Origin of the sequence: Leptospira soteropolitanensis (genome assembly GCF_026151655.1) — a bacterium.
GTDB classification, from domain to species: Bacteria; Spirochaetota; Leptospiria; order Leptospirales; family Leptospiraceae; genus Leptospira_A; species Leptospira_A soteropolitanensis.
On the sequence record NZ_JAMQPN010000001.1, the window covers coordinates 773,819 to 792,009 of the forward strand.

Genomic DNA, 18,191 nt, shown 5'->3' on the forward strand with positions numbered 1-18,191 from the left:
GTTCGTTCCAAAAATCCATCAAGGTAAAACTTGAAAATGAAAAGAACGTAAAAAATAATAGTAGAATATTCTTTAAATTTGATAATTTCAAAGTGTAACTTAACTTCAAAGGATTTTTGTGCTGTAACACATGTTTTCTAGTGAACTTAAAAAGTAACTCGCAAGTAAAGAATATTTGCTTTCGATTGAATGATTCTAAAACGTTTTTGACGGTTTTTTGAAATTTTTTTTTTGAACTCAGTTCAAATATAGATATTAAATAATTTCTTATAAGATCTATTGCATCATTTATGTTAGGTTATGAATTGAATGAGATGGCATTTTTAGTTCTAAATACTCTTATTCATATCCATCCGAAATTTTCTTTATATTTTTGTGGTGATTAAGATAGCTCGGATATTTTGATTGAAACAAATTCTTCATGCTGACAAACTAAGAGTCATCGTTAAAAAAATCTCCCCAAAGGTTTTGAAGAAACCATTCAATACAAAATGATAGGTTACGTAGTACCTAAAAAAACTTAGATGATATTCCTTGAATAGTCATTGGAGGACTGGTTTTTAAGATAGGGCCTAAGGATTGGATCAATCTTAATGAAATCAACTTGACCAGGTCTAGAAAGATCCAAAAAAATATGGAATCCAAACCAAAGAAGAAAGAAAGAAAGGCAAGCTCTTAAAAAAAGGAAGTTTGAAAAAAAGAATGAAAGAGTATGATCACCAATAAGGAGTACTGATACGTGTTCTATATATTTCTCAAATACTTACTGACAGCGGCCCTTGTGGTCCTTATTTCCGAAGTGGCAAAACGAAATGACAGGCTTGGTAGTTTCATTGCCTCTCTTCCTTTGGTCACGATCCTAACACTCATTTGGTTAAAAATAGAAAAAGTATCCACAGAAAAAATATCGAATCATGCATATTATACGTTTTGGTTTGTTTTGCCCACCTTGCCGATGTTTTTAGTATTTCCAAAACTTTACCAAATGTTTGGATTTTGGATGGCTCTTCTTCTTAGTATGATTTTAACATTTTTTATGTTTTATTTTTTCCAACTCATCTTAAGTCGATTTGGAATTCATTTATTCGATTAATATGGTAGTTTTTGAATTCATTTAATTTTGATAAGACTTCTTTTCTATTGTCGAAAGATAGGTCTATAATTCGAATTTTAAAACTCTTTATCGGGTAAGGACCATTTTATGAGAATTAATTTAAAAATGCCAAATGATTGCAAAGTTGATTTTAAAATTGAGTTACAAAAATATAAAGATAGTTTAGCACAAAATGATGATTCACACGCATAACATAAGTTTTATTTTTGCGCAACCATTAGAAAAATGGAAGCATCTTGATTCATAAATACATTTTTCTTTTCTAAAATGATAGAAGATGATACTGTTTGAAACCCAGTTTTTTTAAATAAACCCATCAAATCCTTTTGATCAAATCCACTATGTACTTTAGGATGGGAAACTTTTTCATTTTTATCAAAATCAACAATGAGAACCTTTCCATTGGGATTTAGAATTTCATAAAAAAAATGAAGAATTTTCTTTGTATCAGGAATATGCAATAGAACTAAAGAAACAAGTAATAGATCCGCTTTTTTGGTATTGGAATTTTGAAGAAAATTCGAGTGGATCACTTCTGCATTGTGTACATTCAATCTTTTGATTTTTTCTCTGACAATGTCAAGCATTGGTTCCGACGAATCAATGAACACGACACGTTCCACTAAGGAAGTTAAGGTGAGGCCTACAAGTCCAGTTCCGCATCCATAATCAAATACCGTTTTGGATTGGCTTTCTTTACATTCTGCTTGGACCGCACTTGCTATATCCTCTGCTAATTCTTTTCTTTCTGTTGTATCATACTGGTTTGCCAGTTGGTCAAAAACATTTGGTTCCATCTCATATTAGACAGTAAAGAACGATCTGCTTCTAGCTTGGATCGCGAAAGATTGGCCTAAAAACTTACCATCATACCCAAATAGATCCCTCGCAATCGATCAAAGTTTTCTGATTTTTTTGGAAGATTCATTTCCCAACTTCCAGTTATGGAAGGATTTTGTGATCCTAAATTTTCCGTACTTCGGCTGATTTGGATTTCATTGTAGTTTAAATACGAGAACTTAGAAACAATCATATTGTATCCTACAAAGAATTTCAGATTGGGATGGAAGGAATAGGAAAGAGAACCATCCAATTCATAACCGCGAAAAATTCCTTCAGTGCCAGCTGTGGACAATGAATATTGGATTCTATCTTCCATCAAATTTGGTTGTTTGAAAAACCGAGTGCCTTGTGTATAAAATAAATCCATTGTTAGGTGAAATGCAAAATCTTGGTTCAGTTGGTAGGTGGATTGGATAGAGGCTTGTGGGCCGTAAGTAAAAAAGTATTCTTTGAAGGTTCCTTGGCCTAAGTAATTTCCGTAGAGATAACGATTGATATTACGAATCCCACCTCCCAGATTCAGTTTCCAATCCTTTGTGGGAACAAAGGTTTTATAAAGATTGAGTTCAAACTCAGACCGAGCCATCGGAGAAAGATAAAATCGTGATACGTTTCCTCCTTGGGTCGACTGCTGGTAAAGTAGAGTATTTGCGTTTACAATTTCAATTTCAAAATAGGAAAGATCTACTTTGAATCCTTTCTCTAAGTTTTCGTAACTGAACACAAAGGGAATGAGAACCTTCCCATTTTCTTTCAAAGCAGAACTGGAACGAGTGGGGAGAATGGATTCGTTTTTATCAGTGAGGGAACTGTATTCGTAAGGAAGGTAGTGGTAGGTTTGTCTTTTTAAGAGCAAACTCCATTCTGATTTTTTGTTTTTTCCTTCGGGGGTAGGGGTTTCCAACTCCCGGCCTTCCGCAAAAATCATCGAAGAGACAGAAACGAGGAATATACAAATTAGGTTCTGTTTCATTTTTCCTTGTTATAGACTGATTTAAAAAAAATAGAAACGATTTTTTACCTTTTGGATTTTAGTTATCTTCTAGGTCTTTCCAACAGTCCCGGCAAAAATTCATTTACGAAACAAGGAATCTCCCGAAATTAGAAGTTATAAATAGAGGTTACCATGCCAGAGTTTTTTTACGCCGATCCTTTCCCTTTAAAAGAGGACACCACTGAATACAAATTATTAACAAAGGATTTTGTAAGTACTGTCCCCTTTGGTGATAAGGAAATTCTAAAAGTGGAACCGGAAGGACTTACCTTTCTTGCAGAAAAGGCAATGGAAGATGTCTCTTTTTATCTAAGAACGGCACACCTAAAAAAAGTTCGTAAAATCTTAGACGATCCTGAATCAACACCAAACGATCGTTTTGTGGCAATGGCTCTCCTAAAAAATGCTGTGATTGCGGCAGACAAACAACTTCCTTCCTGCCAAGATACAGGAACAGGGATTGTTATGGCAAAAAAAGGGGAGTATGTGATCACCGGTGGCGATGATGCAGAAGCCATTTCCCGTGGAATATATAATACCTATGTAAACCGAAACTTACGATATTCACAAGTGGTTCCCCTCACAATGTATGATGAGGTCAATTCCGGTTCCAATTTACCTGCGCAGATTGATATTTACTCCACACCTGGTGACAAATACAGTTTCCTATTTTTGGCAAAAGGCGGTGGGTCTGCGAACAAAACTTATTTATTCCAAGAAACTAAAGCGTTACTCAATCCGGCTTCTCTTGAAAAATTCATCACTGAAAAAGTATCCAACTTGGGTACGGCGGCTTGTCCTCCTTACCATATAGCCGTTGTGATTGGGGGAACCTCTGCAGAAGCCAATCTAAAAACCGTAAAACTAGCGTCAGCTGGGTATTTGGATCATTTGCCAACCAAGGGAGATAAATTTGGTTCTGCGTTCCGAGATGTGGAACTTGAAGAAAAGATGTTGGTTGCGGCTCAAAAATCAGGGATAGGAGCTCAGTTTGGTGGGAAGTATTTGGCTCATGATTTTAAAGTCATTCGTCTCCCTCGCCACGGTGCTTCTTGTCCTGTGGGACTTGGTGTGAGTTGCAGTGCGGATCGTAACATCAAAGCAAAAATTACAAAAGACGGAATCTATTTAGAAAAACTAGAATATGACCCATCTAAGTTTTTACCAACCATTGATGAAGTGGATTCCAATACAGAGTCGGTTCATATCAATCTCAATCAACCAATGCCTGAAATTCTCAAAGTCCTCACTCAATATCCTGTAAAAACACGTGTTATGTTGTCTGGTCGTCTCGTTGTGGCTCGTGACATTGCTCATGCGAAGTTAAAGGAAAAATTAGATAAGGGGGAACCTCTTCCTGATTATTTCAAAAACCATCCGGTGTATTATGCAGGTCCTGCCAAAACTCCAGAAGGGATGCCATCGGGATCATTTGGCCCGACAACGGCAGGTCGTATGGATAGTTACGTTCCTCTTTTTCAAGAGAAAGGTTATTCTATGATTTCTCTTGCTAAAGGAAATCGTTCCAAGGTGGTCACAGATAGCTGCAAAAAAAATGGTGGGTTTTATCTCGGATCGATCGGTGGTCCAGCAGCCCTACTTGCAAAAGAAAATATCAAAAAAGTGGAAGTCCTTGATTTTCCTGAGTTAGGTATGGAAGCCGTTTGGTCGATTGATGTGGAAAACTTTCCTGCATTTATCGTGGTAGATGATAAAGGAAATGATTTTTTCCAGAAGTTGAATTGAAATTTTTTCCAGATGTGTAAAACGATTCAACAGAAAGTTAAATTCAAGGCTCCACCAATAACGATCTATCAGTTCATCGCAGATTCTAAGAAAGTGACTGCACTGACTGGCGAAACTGCATTAATCAGCAAAGAGATTGGTGGTTCTTTTTATACCATGTCGGGAAAGGTTTCTGGAATCATCGTAGACCTTAAACCTTCAGTGCGAATTGTACAAGCTTGGAGAAGAAACGATTTCCCCGAAGGTATTTTTTCGATGGCTTCCTTCACTTTCAAACAAACTTCTGAAGGTGGAACTGAAGTTGTGTTAACTCATCGTGGTGTACCAAAAGAACTTATCCCTGGTATTGAAGAAAGTTGGCGCCAAAACTATTGGGAAAAGATTCGAAATGCCATTAAAACTTTAGGTTAGATTTTTATTCTTTAGGTGAAATCATTTCCTCTGGTTTCACCCAAAGATCAAATTCTTCTGCTGTTAGGATGCCTAATTTGATACCTGCCTCTTTTAAGGTTAAATTTTCTTTGTAAGCGGTTTTCGCTATTTTTGCTGCTTTGTCATAACCTATGTATGGATTGAGTGCCGTCACAAGCATTAGAGATCGGTTTAAGTTTTGATTGATTGTCTCTTTATTAGCTACAATCCCTCGTACACAATGTTCTTCAAAAGAAACGGATACATCAGCTAACAGCCGTATGGAATTAAGAACATTGAAAATAATGAGTGGTTTGAATACATTCAATTCAAAATTTCCCGAAGCACCTCCGAAATTTACTGCCACATCATTTCCGATGACCTGAGCTGCCACCATCGTCATAGCTTCGGACTGTGTTGGATTGACTTTGCCTGGCATAATGGAAGAGCCAGGTTCGTTTTCCGGGAGGGAGATTTCACCTATGCCAGAGCGCGGACCAGATGCTAACCAGCGGATATCATTTGCGATCTTCATCAGAGAACAGGCAATCGTTTTCAAAACTCCGCTTACTTCTACAAGCGAATCATGGGCGGCAAGGGCTTCGAATTTATTTTCCGCAGTAACAAAGGGGAGACCTGTTTCTTTAGCAATCGCAGCGGCGACTTTCACTGCAAAATTGGGATGGGTATTGAGTCCAGTTCCTACCGCAGTTCCTCCAAAGGCCAGACGGTAAACCGATGGTAACACCCGTTGGATTCTTTCAATGGAATAGGATAACTGCTGTACATAACCTGAAAATTCCTGACCAAGAGTGAGTGGAGTAGCATCTTGCAAATGAGTCCGACCAATTTTAATGATATCCGTAAACTCTTTTGTTTTATGATCCAAGGTATCATGAAGCGTTTGTAAGGCGGGAATCAGTTTATGTGTGAGTTGTTCAGCGCAAGCAATGTGCATAGCTGTCGGAAAGGTATCGTTGGAACTTTGGGCTTTGTTGACATCATCATTGGGATGGATGGGATTTTTGGAACCTATCACTCCTCCTGCCATTTCGATGGCACGATTGGAGATAACTTCATTTACATTCATATTGGTTTGTGTCCCCGATCCCGTTTGCCAAATCACAAGAGGGAAGTGTGCATCCAAAGTTCCATTGATGACTTCTTCAGCCGCCTTCACAATAAGATCTGCTTTTTCTGCGGATAAGATTCCCAAATCTTTATTTGTCAGCGCTGCGGATTTTTTTAAAATCCCAAGAGCTCGTATCATTTCTCTGGGGAACCTGTCATTGCCGATGTGAAAGTGATGGAGGGAACGTTCGGTTTGTGCACCCCAGTAACGAGTGTTTTCTACTTTAATTTCACCCATAGAGTCGGTTTCGATTCTTGTTTTCATAGTCCCTCACAAATCCACTTTGAATAGTTGTGTTCTTTATGTAGACGGAGTTTGGTTTGGGAATCGAAAAAGAAAAAGGTGGGAATGAAAAATCAAATCCTCCCGTGTTAGAGATTACGGGAGGGTTCTATCATCAAAAATTAAAATGGTTGGTAGAATGCAAGGTAAGCAGCAAACAGACCTAAAACTGGAAATACAAACCAAAGGATTTTGGCAAATTTCTCTTTTTTAGAAGCCATTGCTAAAAGACCACCAAACGCAAGCCAGATGACAATCTTTAAAATCACCCAAACTGGAAGTGCCGAATGAGAAATTCCGCGAAACTTCATAAGTCCAAATCCAGCAACGAGAAGGAGTAATAGACCTACACCGTGAAAGATGGCGGCCGCAGCTTTAAATTTGTTTTCCGATTTTTTTCCCCCATTGATAGTGTAGAGAGTGATTCCGCCTAGGGAAAAAAATAAAAGATACATTCCGAAAATATGAATGAGTTTATATGCTTCGTATGACACAAAAGTCTCCTTGTTTCTGCTCTATTCTTTCAGACAGAACCATTCCTTGCGAGATTTTTCTCTTTCCAAGTGAGGAAAAAGGACCAGGTTTTGGAGAATGGAGCCGAAAAATCTGTCAAACTCTGAAACAAATCTCACTTCAAGCGAGACTAACAAAACCCTACTTGTATTACGAGGAATTCCCGGTTCAGGAAAAACGAGTTTAGCAAAAGCCATTTCCCTAACCAATGGGGCACCTATCTTTTCTATTGATTCCTATTTTGAAAATGAATTGGGTGAATATCATTTTGATTATCAAAAAAACCATTTAGCTTATAAAGACTGTGAAGCCAAAACCAAAAAGGCCCTCGAAGATAAAATTCCTTTTGTTATCGTGGATAATACCTTTACCTTAGATTGGGAATTGGAGCCTTACATTCGTTTAGCGAATGAATTTGGATATAAACTTCATGTTGTGACTGTGGAGAACAGACACGGTGGAAAGAATGTACATCAAATACCTGGGGAACAGATAGAGAAAATGAAATCGAAATATCAGGTGGTTTTGTAGGGAAAGATCAACCTAATTAAAAACATATTGTTACGGTTTATTTTTCGAAAAACTTCACGCCTTGTAATCCTCGGAAATCATTGTCTTGAGTCCAAAGGATTGCTTTATTTAGCTGTGCCGTTGCATAAATAATACTATCTGCCATCGGGATTGATTTTTCCACGCTGATCTTTGCGGCATAGATGGAAATTCTCGAATCTAAATTGACCACTGTGCCAAGTTGCATATGGGCTACAATTTTAAGAGCAAGGTCTTCACCCTTTTCTTTATAAACTTTATTGAAAATTTCAAATAAAGACAAACTTGGAACAATTAAGGTTTCCGTTTTTTCAATGGCTTCAGAAAATAAATTCGCTCGATTCGTGCCACCGAAATACTCTAACCATCCGGAAGAATCAACTACATTCAAATTCGATCTCCATCACGATTTAATTTACTGTCCATACCGGCTAAAGAACCTTTCAATTTTTTAATTGGTTCAATAGGGATTAACTCCATTCGATTTCCAAAAGTTATCATTTCGAGTTTCATACCAGCTTTAACACCGATTTGTTCACGAATTTCTTTTGGAATGACCACTTGAAATTTTGGTGAGACTGTCACTTTTCCCATATCGATACCTCTTTCGTAATACTAGATGAAGATCGATCAATTGTCAACGAGATAAGGTAAAGAAAGGTGAATGATTTTATTTGGAGTCTATTCGGATTGTCTGAGTTTTGGACGTGAGTTTGGTAGGAAGTTAAATTCAAAAAACGAAAAGGGCAAAAAAAACCGCCACTTAAACAAAGTTAAGCGACGGCCTTTTAACAAACTAGATTATCTCCAGTTGTTAGTTTTAGGTTTTGCGATGTTTACTTTCATCTCACGGTTAAGAACGTTTTTTCCGTTCAGATCTTTGATCGCGTTATCAGCTTCTTTTCCATCTTTCATTTCGATGAATCCGAAACCTTTAGAACGACCAGAATACTGGTCAGTGATGATTTTTGCAGAAGTTACTGCTCCGTGTGCTCCGAAAAGCTCACTGAGTTTACCTTCAGTCATATCGTAAGAGAGGTTGCCAACGTAAATGTTTACTGACATAGTTTTTGTCCTGTTTGTTAAAGTTGACTCGGGAATTCTAGATTTACAATCGTCGGGACCCTATGCGGGATTTTGGGTAAGAACTCCAGAAAAATGCAGGGAAAAACTTGGGAAAGCTACCAGCGTGCAAGCTTGAAAGGACTACTTCGGCGGTGAAAATCAACAATACTCTGAATCTTCTGTCAGTGTAATTACCCTTTCTAAAAAAAGCAATCTGAAAGAAGACCCAGAGTGAAAATAACGAAAGAAGGATTTCTAGTGGTGGTGGTGTCCGCCTGGACCGTGCACATGACCATGTTGCAATTCTTCTTCTGTTGCTTCACGAATGGATTTGATTGTGACTGCGAAGTGAAGGGTTTCTCCAGCTAACGGATGATTGCCGTTCAGAATGACATCGGCATCACGAACCTCTTGTAAATATAGAACCATTCTACCTTCAGGAGTGTCTGTTTGGAATTCCATTCCCACTTCTAACTCTGCTTCGGGAGGGAGTTCTGTTTTGGGGACTTGAAAAATGAGGGCTTCGTTATATGTCCCATAACCATCTTCAGGTGGTACAGTTACATTCTTAGAATCTCCGTTCACTAATCCTTCTAGTTCTTTTTCCAAACCGGGAATGATATTTTGCCAGCCGTGGAGGTATAATAACGGTTCGTCTGATTGGTCCAGAGTTTCTCCCTGGTCGTTCTTTAGGTGATAGGAAAATCCTACAACCATTCCTTTGCTGATGGTTTTTGACATATTGGTTACAAAGTACCAACGGAAAAAAATACTGCAACCGAATAAAAGGTTGGTACCAAATTGTAATCAAAGAAATTAAACCTTGGAAATATTACATCTATGAATTGGTCACTACTTATTCAAGTTTTAGGTGGACTCGGGATTTTCATCTACGGAATGAAATTACTAAGTGAGTCCTTACAACGTGTGGCGGGAGATCGGCTTCGTTCCTTTCTTTCGTCAATGACGAGAAATAGAGTCTCCGCTGTGTTTAGTGGACTATTTATTACATCTACAATACAATCTAGTTCGGCAACCACCGTTCTTGTGGTTGGTTTTGTGAATGCTGGACTCATTTCTCTCGCCCAGGCCATCGGTGTGATCATGGGGGCCAATATCGGGACCACCATCACTGCATGGATTGTCTCCTTTTTAGGATTTAAGTTTAATATTGCATCATTCGCATTGCCAGCAGTAGCCGCAGGGGTGATCTTAAATTTTTCAAGAAAAGAAAGCAGATCTGGCTGGGGAAGTTTCCTCATTGGGTTTGGATTTTTGTTTTTAGGATTGGATTATTTAAAAACATCCGTTCCTGATAGTGCAAAAGATCCTGAAAGTTTTCTTTTTTTACAACAATACACTAGTATGGGATTCAACACCATCTTGTTGTTTGTTCTCATTGGGGCTTTACTCACAATTGTGATCCAGTCTTCTTCCGCTTCCACAACCATCACCATCACTCTTGCATTCTCAGGTTACATCCCGATCGATGCGGCTTATGGAATGATCCTTGGGGAAAATATTGGAACCACAATCACTGCTAACCTTGCAGCCATTCCAGGAAATCGAAACGCGAAAAAAGCAGCTCTAGCACATACCATGTTCAATGTGTTCGGTGTGGTTTGGGCACTTCTCTTTTTTAAACTGTTTACTGGTATTGTGGATGATTTGATTCCTGGAGATCCGCTCACAGATAAAGAATCAACAAGGTTTCATATTTCTTTGTTCCATACAATGTTTAATGTGACAAACACACTTGTCCTCATTTGGTTTGTGAATACAATTTCCAAAGTGGTAAGTGCCATTGTGGATGGACTTGCATCTAAAACAGGAAAAGACAAAGATTCTATTCGGTTATTGCAAGCTGGTGCAGTAAAAACAACAGAACTTGCTATGGTGGAACTTGTGGAGTTCACGAAAAAAATCATTCGTGATACATATGATTTCCTTCGTTTGACAGAACAGATTTTACTACAACCTTACGATGCCACTCGTGTTCTTCAGGTATTAAAAAAGGAAGAAGAGTTAGACCAAGTTCGTACGGAAGTGCTCACTTACCTGAATCAAATCCAAGAAACAGGTATTACCGGAAACTATGCAAAAGATGTTTTGGGAATTATGGAAAGGGTAAAAGCGGTCGAAGAAATGGGTGACAACTTTGCCTCCATTGCAAGAAAAATGAGAAAATCTCACCGTCAAAAAGTATCTTTGGACAAAACGTTCGGAAATTCCGTAAAAGAACAAATGGATTTACTCAAACACCATTATGACATTTTGCTTGTGAACTTGGACCAAAGTGAAACTTTTGATATCCTTGGGAACCCGCAAATTCGTAACCAAAGTCGTGAGTATCGTTTCCAAATGATACGTTCCATTAAAAAGAACGATTCCAAAGTGAAGAAGAAAAAGTATCAGAAAAAAGACAATTTGATGCCGGCTCTACTTTATCGTGATGTGTCTCGTAACTTGGACAATATTTCCAGACTACTTAATGCGGCGATTTATGCGGACGTTTAGTTCGCATAAATTGTTCAGGTAATTTCAAATAGTATAAATGTTATATCATCGTCTGCGGAACCTTCTTTGTTCCGTAGGCGTATGTGTTCATCAATCCCACCGTACAAAGATTCCGCAGATTCTGCTTTTCTTGATAGTAACCATTGGAGTAGTTCCTCTTCTCCTGAATCTCCATTTTCCCATAAATCCCAAATCCCATCAGTAAAAAGGAAAATTTTATCTCCAGTGTTGAGATTGTAAGTTTCTTCTGGATACTGGACTTCTTTTGAATATCCAATAAGTTTGCCTTTAGGACGGATCACTTCAATTGAAGAAGATTCTTCATTAAACTTGTATAAGGCGGGGTGTCCTGCATTCGCCACTTTTAATTGTTTTGACTCTAAATCGATAAAGATGGCACTAGCAGTTAGTAATTGGTTTTTATAGTTACCTACAAGAGAAACATTGATACTTTCTAATACCTTCCCCGGTTTATTGGCAAAGGCCAAAGTTTGCATATAAGCAATTTTTAACATGGCAGCTTCAATGGCCGCAGGTACTCCATGTCCCGTCACATCGGCAATGAGCCCACAAATTTGGTGTTTGCCATAAACAGTGAGGTCATAAAAATCTCCTCCCACTAGTGAAGCCGGAAAATAACCTGTTTTGATGATAAGGCCAGGGAATTTAGGAAGAATTTGAGGTAGTGTAGACTCCTGTAGTTTTTGAGCTAACTTTAGTTCTTTCCCATAGGCAATTAACTTTTGTTTGTTGATTTCTGCTTTGAGTTGGATTTTGTCTTTTTCTTTTCGAACTACAGAGATTCTATCACCAAGTCCAAATGCCATGAGTAAAACTTCGATGGCAGTTCCAATTTGAAATGCGTTTTCTGTGAAAACATTAACTGGAACAAAACCCATATATCTAAGTACAGTTGCAAGTCCACCAACTATCACAAAGAAAAATCCAAAGAAATAAAACCTAGCTGGCGGAAATTTTTTAATGTATGCAATGTAAAAAGATACAAGTAAGGCAAAAAAAGCCAATAAAAAAGAAAATATATCTCCTGCCATGTTCATCAATCGGTAAGGTAAAAAAGGAAGTAGAATGAGGCAGATAATAGGAATAATACTAAGTGCTAAAAACCATTTATAAATGATTGGAGCGTTTTCCTTTAAATTCATAAAGGTAATACTCAAAGGAAAACAAGAGATTAAAAAAAGAAAGTAAAGTGGATTATGTATTTGATAAACGATTTCTGGAGATGATGGAAAAAAAAGTGTCGGAAATAAACCTTGCATGGAAAATTGAAATAAAATTGCAGATAAAAATAAATACAAAACATAATAAATATAAGCTTTGTCTCGAACCATGAAATATACAAAAAGATTGTATAGAGTCATAACGCCAACAATTCCGAAATAAAAACCTTGTAATAACGTATCTAAGGAAACAAAGCTATCAAAATCCTTTTCTTCTGCTACCATAAGCGGAACAGACATCGAACTATCTGTTTTGACTCCTACAAAGTAGGTGACGGTTTCACTTGGTAAAAGGTCAGTCCCATAACTAAACCCTCTGTAATCCCTCTCTCTATTTCTAAAAGGATATAGTCTTCCTTGAATGTTTTCTGAAATTTCACCTGATTCTCGTAAGGCGATAAATCTTACTTCATCTAGTAGCGGGTATTTTATATAGGTAATGATACGTTTATAATCATTTTCATCATTATGAATCACAAAACAAAACCAATATTGTTTATCAGTATTTCCAAAATTCGGGATGATACCTTCTGAACTTTCCGTAGGAAAAGTTTGGAAGTGGTAATTAACTTCAGAAAGAGAATGAATGGAAGGGGTTGTGGAAAAATAAGTTAAATGAGGGGAAAGGTCAAAGGTTTTGCTGTCGAAAGAGGAAAGTGCAATAGGAGTTGTTTTTGGGCAGGTCTTAGAGTCAGCAAATACGTTTGTGTGAAAGAGACATAACAGAATGAAGGTGATTGTCTGTTTCATACAGGAAGGTCACAAGTATAAGACCAAGACCTTCCTTTGTAAATCTGTTTGTAGCAAAAAAAAGGAATTATGCAGTGACTGCAGGAATTCCTGCAAGGATACGAAGTGAGTCGTAAGCCTTTTCTTTTTGTTCTACTTTAGTTTTGTTCACAGCCTTGCGTATGATTACGTCCCACTGTTTTTCCGGGTGTTCCATTTTCATGTTTTCCAGAAGTTCTAAAATGTTTTCGTCATCGGATGCATTAAAAATCTCATCCGAATCATAACGAAACATTCCAAATAGGGCATCAATATAATCACCTACACTCATAGCTTCTTTTTGGCCAGGTAGGATTTTTTTCTTTTCTGCCTTTCGCAGTTCTCTTTCCCTGCGTTCTAGTTCCGTGCGTTTCATCTGATGACCTCTAGCTCGTTTGCATTGGTTCCAATACCATGTTTTCAAAGGCCGGGAGGGGGGACACTAAATTTGTCCAAAAATGGCTCGATTTTTGGGTTGGGTGACCAAAGATGGGGTAGATGTACTTTAGACGGTGGATCGCCGGTAGTTTGGCTATATTCCTCTGTACCCAATTCCTTTTTTTGGGTAGTGGGCTGCTTGGCTATTGTGTGGAGTCTGCATCAAAAATTTGTCAGTGCAATCATGGATCCAAAAAAGAAAAACATGGGAACACTGAGGACCAGCTTTTTTCGGAAGATCGAGAGGAGACCATTGTAGTCACCTCTTCTCATGACCACCAAAACAAATCGGAAGAATCAATCAAACCAAGTTGTCATGACGCAAAATCTGGGGAAGCTCACCTCTGTTCTTGTAAAAAACAAAAGAAAGATGCCGTCTCTTTGCGAACACACCACCAAACTATGGACAGGCCAAGCCTTGCAATAAGATTGGTTCCACCTTCTGTAATCATCTATACAATGACTGAATCTCCTTCCACTCTTTTAGATGGAAAAATCCCTACTTTGCTAAGACCCCCTCGTATCTAAGTTCTATACTGAAAACCAATTCCGTGGCAGATTTTTTATATCTGCTAAATAAAAATAACAACAGTATTTTAGAATATTAGGTATTTATGAATATATTTATAAAAATTATATTTTCCATTTCGGTGATAGGATTAGCCTCCTGCACTCCGAAATCCAAGTCTGATGACACAGAAACTTTAACTCTTTTAGCTTTGGCATGGCCACAACCAGTGAATTTAGAATTCGAAGCATTGGCAAATGGGCAGAAGTTAGTTACTGGTTCAAATTTTACTTCTGCAGATGCTCGAACCGTCCAGTTTCGCGATTTTCGTCTCTACATTTCGGAAGTAAAATTGATAAGGGCGGATGGTTCAACAGCAGACGTATCTTTGTCTGCTGACAATGTTTGGCAATCTAATGGAGTGGCTCTTGTAGATTTGGAAACTACGCAAACGCAAGAAACAAATACAAAGGTCTCAGGTGGTGTAGCACCTGGGACTTATACAGGAGTCCAATTTTCTGTCGGAGTTCCTGAAGCATTAAACCATTTGGATAAAAATGTCCAATTGGCACCGCTTAATATCGGTTCTATGTATTGGTCTTGGACTGGTGGATATAAACATGCAAATATTGAGTTCAGTGTTAACGCAGGAACTAATTTTACCAAACTACATTTAGGATCGACAGGTTGTACTGGTGCTCCTAACTACGGTAATTGCACAGCAAAATACAGGGCTTCCATTCAACTAACGGGGCAATACAATCCAGTGGGACAAAAGATATCCTTTGATGTGGATAAACTGATTCAAGGTCACACTCCAGGTGCGGCGAATGCATCATGTATGCCTGTTCCTATGAATGGTGATGATCCAGCACCTTGTTATCCTTTGATACAAGCATTCGGTTTATCGAATGGTGGGGCAGTAGATAAATCCATTACACAACGAGTATTTAGTCTCAAATAAAAATATATTACTGCAAGGTTGGCCGCCATTATGAATGCCAACCTTGTCGTTTGCTATAGGATACGTTTATGAAGTTATTTCATTTTTCATTGTTTGGTTTATTTAGTTTTTTCTTGAGCTGTAACATCCTCCCATTTCAGAAAAAAGAAAAAAACGATGATATGCTGTTATTTGCTCTCGGAATTTTAGCCAATGCTTCCGATTGGGTTTGGGATTTACCTCCCGGTTTTCCTGTACCAAATGTTCCTGCGGACAATCCAATGTCCAAGGCTAAAGTGGAACTCGGTAGACATTTGTTTTATGAAAAGAAATTGTCGGGTGATGGGACGATGGCCTGTAGCAGTTGCCATTTTCAATCTTTGGCATTTGCGGATGGCAAAGATTTTCCCAGTGGGATTACAAACCAAGCCCATCCGAGAAATGCCCAACACCTCTCCAATGTAGCCTATATGCCTAGACTTACTTGGAGTAATCCTAAGATGACAAGTTTGGAGATCCAAGCCCGCGCGCCTATGTTTGGTGAATCTCCTGTGGAACTTGGATTACAGAATAATAATTTTTTAGGTGCATTGTCCTCTAATTCGATTTATCAGCCGATGTTTGAACGCGCTTTTGGCGGTTCAGGAATTAACGAACAAAATGTACGGTATGCGCTTGCAAGTTTTCAGAGAACTATGATTTCAGGAAACTCTCGGTACGACCAATATACTTTTAGAAATAACAAATCAGCTTTAAATGCTTCAGAAATTAGCGGACTTAATTTATTTAATGGAGAAAAAGCCGAATGCTTTCACTGTCATGGAGGATTTAATTTTACAGATACTTCTTTTCATGGAGGGGCAAAAGAGGAATTTTTTTATCATAGCAATGGGATTCATGATGATGCCTATTATGCAGGTTTACCGAGCAACAAACAAGGTTTATATGATTTGACAGGTGTTACTTCTGATAAGGGAAAATTCCGTGCCCCATCTTTACGTAATATTGGTGTTACCTATCCTTATATGCATGATGGATCTTTTATGTGTGATGATGCAAACAATCCAGATAAACCTGCTGGTGCGGGAAAAACAAGGACAGATTGTGCCAGAGATGCTTTGACAAAAGTCATTCAACATTATGAGTCAGGTGGTCAGAACCATAGCGGAAAAGATTCAAATCTTATTCGTGTTTTCACTCTCACATCTGCAGAAAGAGCTAATATGGTGAATTTTCTACTCGCACTTACCGATGAAGAGTTTTTAAAGAATCCTAAATTTGCGAGCCCTTTCTAATGAAACATCTGGTACTTCGTTACACTTTTATTTTCGGTTTTTTAGCTTTCTTCACTCACTGTACCTTTGGTTCTGTGGGTGATAGCAACAAAGACAAACTCGCAATCTTGCAGAATTTAATTTTTTTTAACAACAACCAAACCATTCCTATTGGAACCAATCTTCGAAGTTATGATGACCAAGCCGATGATAATCTAAATCAGTTTAGTTTGACGAGTAATGCTGTTGTTTACAATATCACAGTCCAAAGTGGTAGTTTTATCAATTGGGAAACGGGGACTTATCGCATCAATCCACCAAACCAAACATTGGGTGTGTCTACTTCTGGTTCCGAAAAAAGTTCTAATGCAATAGCAAAAACACATACCCCATATACTGTACCATTGGATTTACCTGCGGATGATTTGTACGGAAAGTCTTATTCATTTTTATCTGCCTCCACAGTATCCAACATCACTCAGTACAATAGCACAATGGAAACGGGAGCTAGTTTTCTTTTTCCAAACACTAGACTTTCAAATATACCGATGGGAGTGGTGGCGGTTGCAAATGTAAGTTGGGAAGAAATTTACATTCGTATGGATGTTACTGGTGGAACTACAAAATCAGTAACCATTTTACTGTCTCAAGGGAATAAACAAATCACGCCGAAATGTAAGATTCCCGTTAAAAATGGTCGAAGTGGTAATATTGAGATTTTAGTTTCCTTGTCTGGTTTTTTTCAAGATAGGTCAGTTTCAGGAACACCAATTCGATTTTTAGATACTTTGAGTGGGAAGGCAGATCCAGTTGTCATTTCTAAAGTATCCAATGTTGATCTTTATAATATCCTTCTTCAGAATCTCCAAGCAGAAGATATTGTTTTTAGCTTTCCTGGTTGTTTCCCTGGAGTGGAACGATGAAACAAAATTTTTTAGTCTTCATTCTTTTTTTAATTTCCTTTCATTCGATTGATTCGCATCACACTGGTTCGTCGGACAGTCCCAATGCAACTGCAAGATTTGTGGATCCCTTTACTGGAAAACGAGAAAAACCAACTAACTATTTGGTAATGACCCAAGATTATTACCAATCCACTCGCGAAAATAGTCATCTTTTTACAACGACAGCATTTGCTGAGATGAATTTTTTTGATGGACGGTTTGCCCTGAATGCTTCGGTTCCTTGGAATTATTACCAACAGAGAGGAAGAGAGGATGCAGCAAGGATTGGTAAAACCTATCTTGGTTTTAAATACCAACCTTTCTTTGATTTGGATAAACCGTATTTTTTTGTGATTGAAGGATCAGTTGGTTTTCCTAGTGGTCCTGATACAGATCGGTTTACTGGAGGAAATTATTATACGGGATCTGGATTTATTAAACTTGGTTACTTGTATGAAAAGTGGTCCTTTGTAACTAAGATCGGTGGTTTAAATCCTCTCTCTCGACCACAGCCAAATAACTTACAAGACAATGACGGTATCCCCTATTATTTTAGAAAACTTTCTGCTTCTCCTCCAGAGCCAGAGTATGAGTTCAAAAAAACGACCCTCATTTCAGGTTATGTGACGTATTATTTGATGCCAGAAATTTCAATCTTTACCGGTCTTTTGTATCGGAATCCATACAATGGAGTGGATTATTCGAAAGCAAAAGATAAAGCAAATCCATCCTATTTTACTGAAGCGAGTGCGGGATTTTCTTGGAATTTTTCAGAGAAATACAATATGAGTTTAGCATATCGATACCCTTTGCAGAGAGATCGTGAGTATCGGCTCTATCAATCTGCTTGGACATTTGCCTTCTCAATGGAGTGGGGAAGCGATTGACAACTGACGCCTTTTTTAAAAC

At 38.1% G+C, this 18,191-nt stretch carries 20 protein-coding genes; 10 read left to right on the plus strand and 10 right to left on the minus strand.

All coding sequences use genetic code 11. The annotated features are described in order from the left end of the window. Positions 1–739 precede the first annotated feature (739 nt). Complete coding sequence (locus ND811_RS03770) at positions 740–1,093, plus strand: DUF3147 family protein (RefSeq protein WP_265350297.1); 354 nt, start codon at positions 740–742, stop codon at positions 1,091–1,093. Between the two features lie 221 nt (positions 1,094–1,314). Here the strand turns inward: ND811_RS03770 and ND811_RS03775 are convergent, their stop codons facing one another. Both ND811_RS03775 and ND811_RS03780 read right to left on the minus strand, forming a co-directional pair. Next, the gene (locus tag ND811_RS03775; RefSeq protein WP_265350296.1) at positions 1,315–1,911 is read right to left on the minus strand and encodes a class I SAM-dependent DNA methyltransferase; all 597 of its coding nucleotides are present in this window, start codon (positions 1,909–1,911) and stop codon (positions 1,315–1,317) included. 56 nt (positions 1,912–1,967) lie between these two features. Further along, entirely contained in the window at positions 1,968–2,930 is a 963-nt protein-coding gene (locus tag ND811_RS03780; RefSeq protein WP_265350295.1) for an LA_2444/LA_4059 family outer membrane protein, read from the minus strand. Between the two features lie 153 nt (positions 2,931–3,083). Here ND811_RS03780 and ND811_RS03785 point away from each other — a divergent pair, with 153 nt between their 5' ends. Both ND811_RS03785 and ND811_RS03790 read left to right on the plus strand, forming a co-directional pair. After that, on the plus strand, positions 3,084–4,697 hold the full coding sequence (locus ND811_RS03785) for a fumarate hydratase (RefSeq protein WP_265350294.1): 1,614 nt from the start codon (positions 3,084–3,086) through the stop codon (positions 4,695–4,697). Between the two features lie 12 nt (positions 4,698–4,709). Further along, complete coding sequence (locus tag ND811_RS03790; protein WP_265350293.1) at positions 4,710–5,108, plus strand: SRPBCC domain-containing protein; 399 nt, start codon at positions 4,710–4,712, stop codon at positions 5,106–5,108. A gap of 4 nt (positions 5,109–5,112) precedes the next feature. On the opposite strand, the gene fumC is transcribed toward ND811_RS03790, so the two are convergent. Both fumC and ND811_RS03800 read right to left on the minus strand, forming a co-directional pair. Further along, positions 5,113–6,504 carry a class II fumarate hydratase gene (fumC, locus tag ND811_RS03795; protein ID WP_265350292.1) on the minus strand — a complete coding sequence of 464 codons (1,392 nt, stop codon included), beginning with the start codon at positions 6,502–6,504 and terminating at the stop codon, positions 5,113–5,115. Between the two features lie 140 nt (positions 6,505–6,644). Next, the gene (locus ND811_RS03800) at positions 6,645–6,977 is read right to left on the minus strand and encodes a hypothetical protein (RefSeq protein ID WP_265350959.1); all 333 of its coding nucleotides are present in this window, start codon (positions 6,975–6,977) and stop codon (positions 6,645–6,647) included. 136 nt (positions 6,978–7,113) lie between these two features. On the opposite strand from ND811_RS03800, the gene ND811_RS03805 reads away from it, so the two are divergent. Next, positions 7,114–7,566: an AAA family ATPase gene (locus ND811_RS03805; RefSeq protein WP_265350291.1), complete on the plus strand. Its 453-nt coding sequence runs from the start codon at positions 7,114–7,116 to the stop codon at positions 7,564–7,566. 37 nt (positions 7,567–7,603) lie between these two features. Here ND811_RS03805 and ND811_RS03810 read toward each other — a convergent pair whose 3' ends face one another. The 4 genes from ND811_RS03810 to ND811_RS03825 form a co-directional block, all read right to left on the minus strand. Continuing rightward, a complete protein-coding gene (locus ND811_RS03810) occupies positions 7,604–7,975 on the minus strand; it encodes a type II toxin-antitoxin system VapC family toxin (protein WP_265350290.1) in 372 nt (123 codons plus the stop codon). Next, positions 7,972–8,178: an AbrB/MazE/SpoVT family DNA-binding domain-containing protein gene (locus ND811_RS03815; protein WP_135745481.1), complete on the minus strand. Its 207-nt coding sequence runs from the start codon at positions 8,176–8,178 to the stop codon at positions 7,972–7,974. Before ND811_RS03815 ends, ND811_RS03810 begins: the two co-directional genes overlap by 4 nt. Before the next feature lie 207 nt (positions 8,179–8,385). Further along, positions 8,386–8,649, minus strand: coding sequence for an RNA recognition motif domain-containing protein (locus ND811_RS03820; protein WP_039928132.1), 264 nt, complete (start codon positions 8,647–8,649; stop codon positions 8,386–8,388). 255 nt (positions 8,650–8,904) lie between these two features. Further along, positions 8,905–9,390 (minus strand): FKBP-type peptidyl-prolyl cis-trans isomerase, encoded by a 486-nt coding sequence (locus ND811_RS03825; protein WP_265350289.1) that lies wholly within the window; start codon positions 9,388–9,390, stop codon positions 8,905–8,907. 99 nt (positions 9,391–9,489) lie between these two features. On the opposite strand from ND811_RS03825, the gene ND811_RS03830 reads away from it, so the two are divergent. After that, entirely contained in the window at positions 9,490–11,166 is a 1,677-nt protein-coding gene (locus ND811_RS03830) for a Na/Pi cotransporter family protein (RefSeq protein WP_265350288.1), read from the plus strand. Positions 11,167–11,180: 14 nt separating this feature from the next. Here ND811_RS03830 and ND811_RS03835 read toward each other — a convergent pair whose 3' ends face one another. Beyond that, positions 11,181–13,157, minus strand: a complete 1,977-nt coding sequence (locus ND811_RS03835; protein WP_265350287.1) for a 7TM diverse intracellular signaling domain-containing protein — start codon at positions 13,155–13,157, stop codon at positions 11,181–11,183. Between the two features lie 67 nt (positions 13,158–13,224). Further along, complete coding sequence (locus ND811_RS03840; RefSeq protein WP_004784080.1) at positions 13,225–13,551, minus strand: LB_289 family protein; 327 nt, start codon at positions 13,549–13,551, stop codon at positions 13,225–13,227. Positions 13,552–13,763: 212 nt separating this feature from the next. Between ND811_RS03840 and ND811_RS03845 the strand changes: the two genes are divergently transcribed. The 5 genes from ND811_RS03845 to ND811_RS03865 all read left to right on the plus strand — a co-directional run bounded on the left by ND811_RS03845 (position 13,764) and on the right by ND811_RS03865 (position 18,169). Next, the gene (locus tag ND811_RS03845; RefSeq protein ID WP_265350286.1) at positions 13,764–14,141 is read left to right on the plus strand and encodes an LIC_11090 family protein; all 378 of its coding nucleotides are present in this window, start codon (positions 13,764–13,766) and stop codon (positions 14,139–14,141) included. Positions 14,142–14,227: 86 nt separating this feature from the next. Continuing rightward, a complete protein-coding gene (locus tag ND811_RS03850; RefSeq protein WP_265350285.1) occupies positions 14,228–15,085 on the plus strand; it encodes an MbnP family copper-binding protein in 858 nt (285 codons plus the stop codon). Between the two features lie 68 nt (positions 15,086–15,153). Continuing rightward, positions 15,154–16,359 (plus strand): MbnH family di-heme enzyme, encoded by a 1,206-nt coding sequence (locus ND811_RS03855; RefSeq protein ID WP_265350284.1) that lies wholly within the window; start codon positions 15,154–15,156, stop codon positions 16,357–16,359. Then, the gene (locus ND811_RS03860; protein WP_265350283.1) at positions 16,359–17,261 is read left to right on the plus strand and encodes a hypothetical protein; all 903 of its coding nucleotides are present in this window, start codon (positions 16,359–16,361) and stop codon (positions 17,259–17,261) included. The genes ND811_RS03855 and ND811_RS03860 overlap by 1 nt, the downstream gene beginning before the upstream one ends. Further along, positions 17,258–18,169 carry an LIC11086 family outer membrane transporter gene (locus ND811_RS03865; RefSeq protein WP_265350282.1) on the plus strand — a complete coding sequence of 304 codons (912 nt, stop codon included), beginning with the start codon at positions 17,258–17,260 and terminating at the stop codon, positions 18,167–18,169. The genes ND811_RS03860 and ND811_RS03865 overlap by 4 nt, the downstream gene beginning before the upstream one ends. Positions 18,170–18,191: the final 22 nt, after the last annotated feature.